The organism is Sphingobium sp. PNB, from assembly GCF_019873065.1.
Taxonomy (GTDB): domain Bacteria; phylum Pseudomonadota; class Alphaproteobacteria; order Sphingomonadales; family Sphingomonadaceae; genus Sphingobium; species Sphingobium fuliginis.
In genome coordinates this window covers 1-12,166 of sequence record NZ_JAINEZ010000022.1, presented here as the reverse complement: position 1 = coordinate 12,166, position 12,166 = coordinate 1, and the positions used below count along the sequence as shown (strand labels likewise).

Sequence of the window (12,166 nt, the reverse complement as noted above, 5' to 3'; positions counted from 1 at the left end):
CCGTCATTCCCGATTCCGCGGGAATGACGGTTACGAAAATAGGATCAGCTATTCCGCCGCCAGAAGTGCCTCCGCGCCGCCCAGATTGACCGAAACCAGCCGACTGACGCCCCGTTCCACCATCGTTACGCCGAACAGCCGGTGCATGCGCGCCATCGTCACCGCATTATGGCTGACGATCAGGTATCGCGTGTCGGTCTGCCCCACCATGGCGTCGAGCAGGTCGCAGAAACGCTCGACATTGGCGTCGTCCAGCGGCGCGTCGACTTCATCCAGGACGCAGATCGGCGCGGGGTTCGTCAGGAACAGCCCGAAGATCAGGGCGACGGCGGTCAGCGCCTGCTCGCCGCCGGAAAGGAGCGTCAAGGCGGCGAGCTTCTTGCCCGGCGGCTGGGCCATGATCTCCAGCCCCGCTTCCAGCGGATCGTCGCTGTCGATCAGTTCCAGATGCGCCTGGCCGCCGTTGAACAGGGTGGTGAACAGGCGGCGGAAATGACCGTCCACCGCCTCGAACGCGGCGAGCAGGCGCTGCCGCCCCTCCCTGTTCAAACTGCCGATGGAGCCGCGCAGGCGGTTGATCGCCTGGGTCAGTTCCTCGCTTTCGGCGCGGCTGTTGGCCTGTGTGGCCTCCAGCTCCTCCAGTTCCTGCGCGGCGACGAGGTTGACCGGGCCGATGCGCTCGCGTTCGGTGACGAGCCGGTCATGCTCGGCCTGCTCGCTCTGGGCGATGCGGATGTCGGCGCTGGCGAAACCCAGTTTCTCCGGCAGGACCGGTGGCGGGCACTCGAAGCGTTCACCGGAGAGGCGGTTGGTTTCGACCCGCTTCTCATCCGCCGCCTCGGCACGCGCGGCGGCGGTGGCGCGGGCCTCGCGGGCGTTGGCGAGCGCTTCGCCCGCCTGCGCCGCGCGCTGTTCGGCGGCGCGGAGCGCGGCTTCGGCTTCGCTTTCCTCGCGGCGGGCGGCGTCCGCGGCCTGCGTCAATGTGTCGCCCTGCTCGCTCAACATGGCGATGGCGGCGGCCAGACCGTCCGGCTGGTCCGCGATCTCGGCCCGTTCCTTCGCTATGCCCTCGCCACGCTCGACCATGGCGGCGATGCGCTTGGCCGCTTCGCCGGCACGGGCGCGCCACCCCTTGGCCTCCGCATCGGCGGCGGCCATGCGTTCGCGGTCGCTGGCGAGCGCGCGATCGGCTAGCGCCTGATCGGCCTGTAGCTGGCTGACGGCGAGCCGTGCCTTCTCGCTCGCCTGTTGCAGCGTGGCGACCTGGGCGCGGGTTTCCTCGCCATCGGGCATGGCGGCGCGGCCGGCCTGCGCCTTGTCATGCTCGGCCTGCGCTGCGGCGAGGTCGCTGCGGGCTTCGCTCAACCGCTCCTCTATCGCCTCGCGGCGCCCGATCAGCCGTTCGAGCGCGGTGGCGGCTTCATCGGCGGCCCGCAGGGCGGTGCGCAGCCGCTGGTCCGCATCGGCAAGCTGGGTGCGGCCGGCGGCCAGCGTCTGGGCCGCCTCCCGCTCGCGCATCGAGGCGGCGTCCTGCGCGGCGCGGGCCGTCTCGACCTCGGCTTCGGCGGCAGGCCGGGCGGCGGCAATGGCTTCGAGGCGATTGAGCCGGATCAGCCGTTCGGCGGCGGCGGCGCCACCCTCGATGGCGACATAGCCGTCCCAGCGGCGAAGCTGTCCGTCCCTGGTGACGAGACGCTGGCCGACCGCAAGGACCTGGCCTTCGTCGCCGTCCGCGACCGCGACCTGCGCCAGACGGCGGGCGAGTTCGGGCGGGGCGGTGACATGGGCGGAGAGGGCGGCGCAGCCTTCGGGCAAGGGCGGGTCGCCGGCGAGCGCGGCGGCGCCGGCCCAGCGCCGCTTGCCTTCGGTCGCGATGGGCGCTTCCAGATCGTCCCCCAGCGCCGCCGCGAGCGCGCGTTCATAGCCGGGCGCCGCCTTCAGCCGGTCGAGCGCGCGGCTGCGGTTGCCTGTGCCGCTGTCGACGGCGCGCTGGAGCGCAGCGGCTTCGCTGTCGAGCGCGGCAAGGGTGGCGCGGGCGGAGGACAGGGCGGCTTCGGCGGCGGCACGGGCCTCGGCCGCTTCGGCACGGCTGGTCTCGGCGGAGCGGATCGCGGCGTCGGCGGCGTCGCGGTCCGTGCCGGCCTGCTGCTGGGCGGCGATCGCTTCGGCCCTTTTCCCTTCCAGCGGCGCTGGGTCGGGTAGCGCGGCGGCTTCGGCTTCCAGCCGCTGCGCCTCACGGGAGGCGCGGTCGAGGCGGGTGCGCGCAGCGGCCAGCGCAGCCTCTGCCACGCGCAGTTCCGCCTGCTCGCCCGCCTGCTTCGCCATCGCCTTGGCAAGATCGAGTTCGGCGTCGCGGGCGGTATCCTCCGCGCGGGCGATGCGCCCGGCGAAATCTGGACGCATCGCTTCGGTTTCGGCGATGCGCGCCTTGAGCGCGGCGATCTCGCCAGCGAGGCGGGCAATGGCCTCCGCTGCGTCGTTGGCGAGCGTGCCTTCCCGCTCCCTGTCCTCTTCCAGCCGTGCGGCCTGCTGGGCGAGGTCGTGGAGGCGGCGGACCACGCCGTCGCGCTCGGTGCGCAGCGCGGCGAGCTTGTGGCCTGCTTCGCTCGCGGCGTCGCGGGCGGCCTGGGCGGCGGCGCGTCTTTGCGCAAGCGTTTCGACGGCGGCATTGGCATGGACGGCTGCGGCCTGCTGCGCCTCCTGCGCGGCGGCGACGGCGCTTTCGGCCTGCTTGGCTTCGGCACGGGCGGCGTCCGCGCTGGCGGCGGCCTCGCGCCAGCGGGCGAAGATCACCCGCGCCTCGGCAATGCGGATCTGCTCCGACAGGCGGATATAGCGCTCCGCCGCCTTGGCCTGACGCCGCAGGCTGTTGGCGCGGGCGTCCATGTCGGACAGGATTTCGTCCAGCCGCATCAGATTCGCTTCGGCGGCGCGCAGCTTCTGTTCGGCGTCCTTGCGCCGGACGTGCAGGCCGGAAATGCCCGCCGCTTCCTCCAGCATGGCGCGGCGTTCCTGCGGGCGGGCGGCGATCACGGCGGCGATGCGCCCCTGGCTGACCAGAGCGGGGCTATGCGGGCCGGTGGCGGCGTCCGCGAAGATCAGCGACACGTCCTTCGCCCGGACGTCGCGGCCATTCGCGCGATAGGCGCTGCCCGCCCCGCGCTCGATCCGGCGGGTGACTTCCAGTTCCCCGTCCGTACCGACTTCCACCGCGTTGAATAGCTCACCCTGTTCCTGGATGGTGAGCAGCGAGACTTCCGCGAAATCGCGCTGCGGGCGGGTGGAGGTGCCCGCGAAGATCACATCCTCCATGCCGCCGCCGCGCATCGACTTGGCGCTGGATTCGCCCATGACCCAGCGGATCGCCTCCAGCAGGTTCGACTTGCCGCAGCCATTGGGCCCGACAATGCCGGTCAGGCCGGGTTCGATGCGCAGCTCCGTCGGGTCGACGAAGCTCTTGAAGCCGGAGAGCTTGAGGCGCTTTATCTGCATCGTGCAAGATCGGGGCAGCGCGGAGCCGCCCCGCCATCAGCAGGAAGCCGGACCGACGATGTCAGCCCCCCCTTGTCCAATCAGATCCCCGCTTCCTTGAGCTTCGTGCGCAGCGCGGGCCAGGCGGCGGTGTTCTCCACCGTCACGCCGTTCAGGATGAAGGTCGGCGTGCCCTCGATCTTATATTGCTGATTGGCGTCCTCTACGCCCTTGGCCAGCTTTTCGGCGGCGGCGGTGTCGGCCAGGCATTGCTTCGCCTGATCTTCCGATATGCCGCGCTGCTTGGCGAAGTCGACCAGGCCGACGGCGGCCGCCAGTTGGCCGAAGCGCTGGGCCGGGGGCGCGCTCATTAGCGCCTTGTACCTTTCGTCGCCCAGCGCCTGCGCCTTTTCGAACATGGCGTTCTGGTTGGCGAAGAACTGGTCGGACAGCGGATAGAAGATGTCCTTGCCGCCGCAACGGGCCAGCAGCGCCGTCGAAATGTCGATCGGATCGCGCACATAGTTGCGGAATTCGAAGCTCATCTTGCCGGAATCGACGATCTGCCTGATCTCCTCGGCCGATTCGGCGGCGAAGTCGCGGCAGTGCGAACAGGTGTAGGAGCCATATTCGACCAGCTTCACCTTCGCATTGGGATTGCCCATGACGAAATGGCCGTCGGGCGTCGTGGCGATCGTCTCCGACCATTTGGTGCCGGCCGGCGCGGCGACGGCGGCGACCGGTTCGGCGGAGGTGGCGCTGCCTCCTTCCTTCTTGCCGCAGGCGGCGACGGTCAGGCTGAGGGCGATCAGGGCAAGTCCGGAAAGGGCTTTCACGTTGTTCTGGGCTCCGTATCGTCGGGCGTTGTCGTCGAAGGGTTTAGATCAGGGCAATGCAGCCTGCAACCGCGTCCAGTCCGATCCATGAACCAGCGTGCCGTTCAGCGTGAAGGCAGGCGTGCCGCCGATCCGCAGCTTGTTCCAGGCTTCGTCCGTCATGGCGAGGACCTGCTTCATCGATGCGGGATCGTTGATGCAGGCGTCGAGCTGGGCGGGCTTGTAGCCGCGCTTCGTCATCAGGGCGTAGAGGCCGGTCTTCTGCCCTATGTCGCGCAGGGCGGCCTTCTGGTCGGCGGGCTTGGCGGCGTCCTTTTCATAGGCCTGGAGCTTTTCCATCCAGGCATCCTGATTGGCGAACAGCGCCTCATGATTGCCGAAGAAGCGCCTCGGGCCGCCGCAGCGGGCAAGCAGGGCGGCGGTCAGGTCATATCGGTCGCGCACCGCGTTGCGCACTTCGACGCTCAGCGTGCCGCCCTTCACATAACGGGCGCGAAGCGGCTCGCTGGCCTCTCCCACGAAATGGGCGCAGTGCGAGCAGGTGTAGCTGACATATTCGACCAGCTTCGTCGGCGCGGCGGGATTGCCCAGCACATGGCCGCCCATGGGAGAGAGGGCGATCCGGCCCAGCCAGTCGGCGGCCGGGGCGGCCCATGCGGACAGGGATGCGCTCGCGGAAATGGCGAGCAGGGCGAGGAAAGCCAAACGGATTTTCGTCATGCGCTGGTCCAGTGATGCGCCGCCCCTGTCACGGCTGAGGTTGTCATGTTTGAACTGCTCAACTGCGATACTAGCTGATCTTGGGCAAACCGCTGCTGTTGGCCAGCCCTTGCGCCAGGGATTCCAGCACCGCGCGCAGTTCCGGATCGCCAATGTCGCGCAGGGAATCGCCCAGCTCGACCGGAATGGGTTTGAGGTTGACCGGCGGGGGGCGGCGTTCCGGTTCCCTTGCCTGGACCATCCCCTGTTTCATCGCCACCCGGGCGACGGCGGCATAGCCGAAGAAGCGGTTCACCCGTTCGACAATGTCGGGCAGCACATGCTGGATCATCGGCGCATGGCCGCTCATGACGGTGAGCTGCAATGTGCCGCCCGCCTTCTTGCCGGCCGGGAAGCGGATCGATTCGGGTTCGCTGATCGCCGCATAATGCGGGCCGACGATCTCCGCCCAGCGGGTGACGATGCTGGACTGGACGAAGCCGAACTTGCGGAAGGCGGCCGCGCCGATGGCGGGCATCAGGTCCGCGATCCGGCGCGGCGCGCCGATGCGCGGGCGGTCTTCCGCATCCGACTTGCGGCTTTTCATTTTGGGAGTCGGGGGGCGTTCCGTCATGCCTCGCTTAATGGCATAGGGGCGGCATGCGCGTCGAGGGTAACATCCAGAAAATAGCATCCGATCTGCTCGCTCATTACGATGTGCATGCGCGCAGACTGCCCTGGCGCGCCCCGCCGGGGGCCAATGCCGCCGATCCCTATCGCGTCTGGCTGTCGGAGGTGATGCTCCAGCAGACCACCGTGGCGGCGGTCGGGCCCTATTTCGCGAAATTCACGCAGCGCTGGCCCGATGTGGCGGCTTTGGCGGCGGAACAGGATGCCGAGGTCATGGCTGCCTGGGCAGGGCTGGGCTATTATGCCCGCGCCCGCAATCTGCTGGCCTGCGCCCGGGCGGTGGCGAACGACCATGGCGGGGTGTTTCCCGATACCGAAGAGGGCCTGCGCGCCCTGCCGGGCGTAGGCGCCTATACGGCGGCGGCGGTGGCGGCGATCGCCTTCGGGCGGCGCGCCGTGGTGGTCGACGCCAATGTCGAGCGGGTGGTGGCGCGGCTTTTCGCCATCGCCACGCCCTTGCCTGCGGCGCGCCCGGAGATTCGCGCCGCGACCGACGCGATCACGCCCGATGCCCGCGCCGGGGACTTCGCGCAGGCGATGATGGACCTGGGCGCGACCATCTGCACGGCGCGCAACCCCGCCTGCGGCATTTGCCCCTTGCGGGAGGATTGCGCGGCTTTCCGCACCGCCGATCCCGCCGCTTTCCCGGTCAAGGCGGCGAAGAAGGCCAAGCCGCACCGCTTGGGCCATGGCTGGTGGATCGAGCGGTCCGACGGACATGTCTGGCTGGTGCGGCGGCCAGACAAGGGCATGCTGGGGGGCATGCGGGCGCTGCCTTCCTCCGAGTGGAACGATGCGCCCGACGCGACGCCGCCGCTTGCCGCGTCGTGGCGGCGGGTGGCCGAGCCGGTCGCGCATGTTTTTACCCATTTCTCCCTCGCATTGACGGTGCACCATGCCCATGTGGGGCCGGACGTGACGCCGCCCGGCGAGGGCGAATGGTGGCCCGTGGCGGACATCGGGAAGGCGGGCCTGCCGACCCTGTTCGCTCGCGCCGCCGAGGCAGCGATGAAGGAGAGAATGGACGATGCACGGCTCTAGCGCCCCCTATTCGCGGCTCGTGGCCTTTGGCGGGGGACGGCTGGACCGGGTCGACCATGTCCGCACCAATCCCGCTTTGCTGGCGGAGGCCTTTGCCTCGCCGCTGGCGCGCCGCGTCGTGCTGGAAGGGCTGGAGCCGGTGGTCGAGGGCGGGCATCTGGTGATGGAGCCGCTGCCGGACGATGCCTGGGTCGAGCATCATGCGCTGCTGGGCGTGGATGAGCAGCAGCGGCCGATCTTCGCGGAACTGCTGGCGGATGCGCCGGACAGCTTCTTCGCCACGCCGCGCAGCCGTGCGCTGGCGGACGAGGTGCCGGGGCATGAGGTTGCCCTGTACGGTGCGGCGCGCAGCCTGCTGGCCTGGCATGCGCGGCATCGCTTCTGTTCGGTGTGCGGGCAGCGCACGGCGCCGGTCAAGGCGGGCTGGTCGCGGCAATGCGGGTCGTGCCGGGCCGAGCATTTCCCCCGCGTCGATCCGGTGGTGATCATGCTGGCCGAACATCGCGGGCGAGTGTTGCTGGGGCGGCAGCATAGCTGGCCGGCGGGGCGCTATTCGGCGCTGGCCGGCTTCGTCGAGCCGGGCGAAACGCTGGAGGAAGCCGTCATCCGGGAGATCAAGGAGGAAGCGGGCGTCGCCACTCACTCAGTCCGCTATGTGACGAGCCAGCCCTGGCCCTTCCCCTCTTCGCTCATGATCGCCTGCACGGCGGAGGCCGATGACGACGCGCTGAAGATCGATGAAAATGAGATCGAACATGCCTTCTGGTGCGACGAGGCTGGCGTTCGTGCCGCGATGGCTGGCGAGGAGGACGCGCCCTTCATCGCGCCGCCGCCGATGGCGGTCGCCTGGCATCTGCTGCGGCACTGGCTGGATGAGCGACCGGAAGGGCAGGTTGCCGACCATGGCCCAAGCGCGTAAGGCCGCCCCTTCGCCCTGCATATCCCCTTACAGGAATCGACACAGTCCATGCTCAGCCTAGAAGAAGCCCAGTCCCGCGCGCAGGATCTGGTGACGGCGGCGCGCCGGGCGGGGGCGGATGCGGCCGACGCCATCTATGCCTGCAACGCCTCGACCAACGTATCCGTGCGGCTGGGCGCGTTGGAGGATGTGGAGCGGTCGGAAGGCGAGGAAATCGGCCTGCGCGTGTTCATCGGCCGCCGGTCCGCCAGCATTTCGGCGTCAGACATGAATCCGGCGACCTTGGCGACCTTGGTTGACCGCTGCATCGCCATGGCGGGGCAGGCGCCGGAAGACCCCTATGCGGGCCTTGCGCCTGAAGACCGGCTGCTCAGGAAGAAGCTGCCCGCGCTGGACCTGACCGATCCGTTCGAGCCGGAACCGGCGCAGCTCAGGGAGCGCGCCATGATAGCCGAGGAAGCGGCGCGGGCCGTGCCGGGCGTCACCAACAGCGAAGGCGGCGGCGCGGCGACCGGGCGGAGCCAGATGGCGCTGGCGACCAGCCATGGCTTTGCCGGGGCCTATGCGGGGACGAGCCATTCGACCTGGGCGAGCGTGCTGGCCGGGACCGGCGCCGACATGCAGCGCGACCATGCCAGCCACAGCGTCCGACATATCGAGGATCTGGACGATGCCGAAACGGTCGGCACCCGCGCCGGGCATCGGGCGGTGGCGCGGCTCAATCCGGTGAAGGTGGGCAGCGGCGTGATGCCGGTGATCTTCGACCCGCGCATCGGTTCCAGCCTGGTCGGGCATCTGATCGGCGGCATGGTAGGCCCCGCCATTGCGCGGCGGTCGAGTTTCCTGCTGGAGTCATTGGGCGAGGCGCTGTTCGATGCGGCCATCACGATCATCGACGATCCGCTGCGGTTGCGCGGCCTGCGTTCGCGGCCCTTCGACGGGGAGGGGCTTCCGGTCGAACGCCGCGCATTGATCGACAGGGGCGTGCTGACCGGCTGGCTGATGGACAGCGCTTCGGCGCGGCAATTGGGGCTGGAGCCGACCGGCCATGCCAGCCGGGGCGGCAGCGGCGCGCCGGGCGCGGGCGTCACCAATGTCCATATGGAGCCGGGCACGCTGTCGCCGGGCGAACTGATGGCGGACGTGAAGCGCGGCCTCTATGTCACTGAATTGATCGGCATGGGCGTCAACGGCGTGACCGGCGATTACAGCCGGGGCGCTGCGGGTTTCCTGATCGAAAATGGCGCCGTGGGACAGGCCGTGTCGGAAATCACCATCGCCAGCAATTTGAAGGACATGTTCCGGGCGCTGGTGCCGGCCAACGACCTCGCCTTCCGCTATGGCATGAACGTGCCGACCCTCCGTATCGACGGGATGACCGTTGCAGGCGGCTGACATCTCCTTGCGCGAGGTGGTGGCGGTCGTGTCGGACGCGGCTGACCGGGCCCTGACGCTCTGGGCGGGCGGGGAGACGCGCGTGCGCCAGTGGGAGAAGGTGCCCGGCCATCCGGTGTGCGAGGCCGATCTGGAACTGGACGCGATGCTGCGCGAGCGGCTCTACGCCATCGATCCGTCGGCTGGCTGGCTGTCGGAGGAGACGGCGGACACCGTGCACCGGCTGAACCTGCCGCGCGTCTGGGTGGTCGACCCGATCGACGGCACGCGGGATTATCTGCGCGGGCGGCCCGGCTGGGCGGTGTCGGTGGCGCTGGTGGAGCATGGCGCGGTGCGCTTCGGCATATTGGCGGCGCCTGCGCGCAACGAACTGTGGATAGCGCAGGCAGGCGCGGGGGCGACCCGGAACGGACGGACCTTGCAGGCCGGATCGCGGGCCGTCCTGCCGGGTTCACGGGTGCCGGCGGATCAGTTGCCCCGCCATGACCGCGATCTCGTCACCGTCGACAAGCCCAACAGCATCGCGCTGCGCATGGCGATGGTGGCGGCGGACGAGGCCGATCTGGTCGCCACGGTGCGATGGGGCAATGAATGGGACGTCGCCGCCGCCGCGCTGATCGCGGAGGAGGCGGGGGCGATCGTCACCGATGCGCTCAGCAATCCCTTTTCCTTCAACCGGCCGCAGCCGACCGCCTTCGGCTTGCTGTGCGCTGCGCCAGGAATCCATGCCGCCGCAGCGGAGCGGCTGGCGCCGCGCGCACGGGAAATATTGGGACGCGGGTGAAGCGTCGCCGGGCTTGAGATACCATGATGGTGGCCAATCGCCGCCATTGGCATGGGCGGCTTGGGGAAAACAGAGAGGCAGCCCCCCTTCCACATATCAAGCCACGCAGCGACGGACAGTCTCGGCCGGCAGGACATCGTTCAGTCGCTGGCGCACCACCCCGGCCCAGATGCCATATCCGGCGGGATTCATATGGACGCCGTCCGTTCGATAATTGTCGCCCAGCTTTCCATCCTTCAGCAGCGGCGTCGTGATGTCGGCATAATAGGTCAGGGGCATGCGCTCGATCAGCCCTTGCGCCGCGGCGTTGAACAGCATCTGGCTCTTGAAGATCGACCGCCGCGCCGGACTGGGCTTCATCGACAATATCACGACCGGCACGTCACCCATCATCCGGTTGCGCAGGTCCAGAAATCGCCCCAGGTTGCGGAGGACGGTGCGAACCTCAATGCCGTTGGCGATGTCGTTCTCTCCGGCGTAGAGGATGATCGCCACGGGTTTGCTGTCCTGCGCCGCATTGGCGAAGCGCGGCAGGATCTCGGCAAAGGTGGCATCATCGATGCCGCGGTTATGCGCTTTCCACGGCGCCATGTCGTGGTTGAGGCTGGTCCAGCGGCGCATGGAAGAACTGCCTACGAACCAGAGCGAACAGGCGCTTTGCCCGGGTCCGTCGTCCGGCAGCGTCACATGCGCCGCACGGTATCGGCCCACCGCCAGCCAGCTACCGACGATCAGGCAGAAGATGAGGGCCGCCAGTCCCCATTTGGCGAAAGGCGAGGCGTCGAGGCGTTGCAGCAGCGGCGTCTTCATCGAAGGATATAAGTAGCGTCTTTTTCTACGGCGCAAAGCCGAAATTCCCTACTGCGCCTTAACGATCCGGCAAGAATGTAACGATATCGTTCCGATTCCTGCACCGGGGCAATTTTTGTGGGCAAGAATCCGTCGATCGACCTGCTGAAAGGCGTGCTGATCCTGCTCGTCATGGGTGGGCACGTGATGGAACTGACCGGCGGCCACGATCTGGCGCTGTGGGTCGGGTCGGGTTTTCGCATGCCGTTGATGGTCGGCATCTCCGGCTATCTGCTCAACGTCACCCGCATCCGCACCGACAGTATCCAGCGTCTGATGTCCCGCTATGGCCGGCGGATGCTGCTGCCCTGGCTTTTTGCCGGCATGGTGTACCTGATCGCGAGCGGCGCCGCGCTCCGCTGGACCCTGCCGTTCGACCTGTTGTTCCGGCCGCCCTTTCACCTCTGGTATGTGCCGACATTGTTCTTCCTGATCATGCTGACGCGGCTTCTGCCCTTCTCCCCGCTGGCGCTGCTGGCGGTCGGCACGCCGATCAGCCTGGCGATCATGTATGGCTTCGGCCTCCATCATGGACCGGTGGGGGACAGTCTGTTTTCGCCCGACAGCCGCTTCCTGCGCTATCTGGTCTATTTCTTCTTCGGCATGCTGATGGCGGAGCGGCGGGTTTCGCGACGCTATCTGCCGATCGCCGGGGCGGTCGCGCTGCTGGGCCTTCTCTGGTGGTCCGGCCTCTATGATGCCGACAATGTCCTGGCCTTCGTGCCTGCGCGGCTTTTGATGTGCCTTGGCCTGATCGCGCTGCTGCCGATGCTGTCCGCCCTGCGGCTGGATTTCGCGCCGGTCAATGCGATCGGGCGCGACAGCCTGTTCTTCTACCTGTGGCACCCGCTGGTCATGGGCGTGCTCGTCATGACGGATGTGGGCCCGGCAGCGACGCTGGCGCTGTCGCTCCTGCTGCTTGCGCTGGCATGTCGCCTGACGGCGCGCGGCACGCTGTTGCCGCTGCTGTTCGGCAGCCTGCCGCAAGGGAGCGGGACGGTCCCGCCCCTGGCCAAAGCGCCCCTACCGGCCTGACCGTTCAGATCTTGCCATATTTGGCTTCGAAACCGGCAACGTCTCCGGCGGCGAGATATTTCGCCTGGTCGATCCACTGGTCGCGCACCGGGCGGCCCTTGAAATTGCCCAGCTTCGCATCGATGGCGGCAATGTCGGCATCGCTCCAGCCGGCGATCTGGGCATAGCGCGTTACGCCCAGTTCGATCAGCAGCGTGTTGAGCTTGGGGCCGACACCCTTCAACCTCAGCAGGTCGTCGGCATCGCCGGACGCTGTGGTGACCGCCGGCGACGCCGGGACCGCGATGGGCGCCGCAGCGTCGACCGGAGCCGGGGCGACGGGTTCGGGCACGACCGGCTCCGCCGGCGTGGAAAGGGGCGGGGCGGAAGCGGGCGGCGCGGAAACGGGGGTGGTGGGCTTCTTGGCCTCTACCGGGACGGAAGGTTCGCTCGGCCGGTTGCGCCCGG

The 12,166-nt window shown here is 68.5% G+C and carries 11 protein-coding genes; 5 read left to right on the top strand and 6 right to left on the bottom strand.

Going from position 1 to position 12,166, the window contains the following annotated elements:
• Positions 1 to 48: 48 nt before the first annotated feature.
• From smc to K7W03_RS09835, 4 genes are all read right to left on the bottom strand, one after another.
• Positions 49 to 3,492 (bottom strand): chromosome segregation protein SMC, encoded by a 3,444-nt coding sequence (gene smc / locus K7W03_RS09850; protein ID WP_222886194.1) that lies wholly within the window; start codon positions 3,490 to 3,492, stop codon positions 49 to 51.
• A gap of 80 nt (positions 3,493 to 3,572) precedes the next feature.
• Entirely contained in the window at positions 3,573 to 4,307 is a 735-nt protein-coding gene (locus K7W03_RS09845) for a thioredoxin domain-containing protein (protein ID WP_044660442.1), read from the bottom strand.
• 48 nt (positions 4,308 to 4,355) lie between these two features.
• The gene (locus tag K7W03_RS09840) at positions 4,356 to 5,027 is read right to left on the bottom strand and encodes a DsbA family protein (RefSeq protein WP_222886193.1); all 672 of its coding nucleotides are present in this window, start codon (positions 5,025 to 5,027) and stop codon (positions 4,356 to 4,358) included.
• Positions 5,028 to 5,097: 70 nt separating this feature from the next.
• On the bottom strand, positions 5,098 to 5,640 hold the full coding sequence (locus K7W03_RS09835) for a DUF721 domain-containing protein (protein WP_048577243.1): 543 nt from the start codon (positions 5,638 to 5,640) through the stop codon (positions 5,098 to 5,100).
• A 26-nt stretch (positions 5,641 to 5,666) separates the two neighbouring features.
• On the opposite strand from K7W03_RS09835, the gene K7W03_RS09830 reads away from it, so the two are divergent.
• From K7W03_RS09830 to K7W03_RS09815, 4 genes are read left to right on the top strand one after another with little or no spacing between them, the layout of a single operon-like run.
• The gene (locus K7W03_RS09830) at positions 5,667 to 6,737 is read left to right on the top strand and encodes an A/G-specific adenine glycosylase (RefSeq protein ID WP_222886192.1); all 1,071 of its coding nucleotides are present in this window, start codon (positions 5,667 to 5,669) and stop codon (positions 6,735 to 6,737) included.
• Complete coding sequence (gene nudC / locus K7W03_RS09825) at positions 6,724 to 7,656, top strand: NAD(+) diphosphatase (protein WP_222886191.1); 933 nt, start codon at positions 6,724 to 6,726, stop codon at positions 7,654 to 7,656. The genes K7W03_RS09830 and nudC overlap by 14 nt, the downstream gene beginning before the upstream one ends.
• A gap of 48 nt (positions 7,657 to 7,704) precedes the next feature.
• Entirely contained in the window at positions 7,705 to 9,051 is a 1,347-nt protein-coding gene (locus K7W03_RS09820) for a TldD/PmbA family protein (protein ID WP_044660437.1), read from the top strand.
• A complete protein-coding gene (locus K7W03_RS09815; RefSeq protein WP_048576920.1) occupies positions 9,038 to 9,835 on the top strand; it encodes an inositol monophosphatase family protein in 798 nt (265 codons plus the stop codon). Before K7W03_RS09820 ends, K7W03_RS09815 begins: the two co-directional genes overlap by 14 nt.
• Before the next feature lie 96 nt (positions 9,836 to 9,931).
• Here K7W03_RS09815 and K7W03_RS09810 read toward each other — a convergent pair whose 3' ends face one another.
• Complete coding sequence (locus K7W03_RS09810) at positions 9,932 to 10,645, bottom strand: GDSL-type esterase/lipase family protein (protein ID WP_222886190.1); 714 nt, start codon at positions 10,643 to 10,645, stop codon at positions 9,932 to 9,934.
• 117 nt (positions 10,646 to 10,762) lie between these two features.
• On the opposite strand from K7W03_RS09810, the gene K7W03_RS09805 reads away from it, so the two are divergent.
• Positions 10,763 to 11,719, top strand: coding sequence for an acyltransferase family protein (locus tag K7W03_RS09805; RefSeq protein WP_061934879.1), 957 nt, complete (start codon positions 10,763 to 10,765; stop codon positions 11,717 to 11,719).
• A gap of 4 nt (positions 11,720 to 11,723) precedes the next feature.
• Here K7W03_RS09805 and K7W03_RS09800 read toward each other — a convergent pair.
• Positions 11,724 to 12,166: hypothetical protein (locus K7W03_RS09800; RefSeq protein ID WP_222886189.1), on the bottom strand; the 443-nt coding region annotated here is incomplete at its 5' end.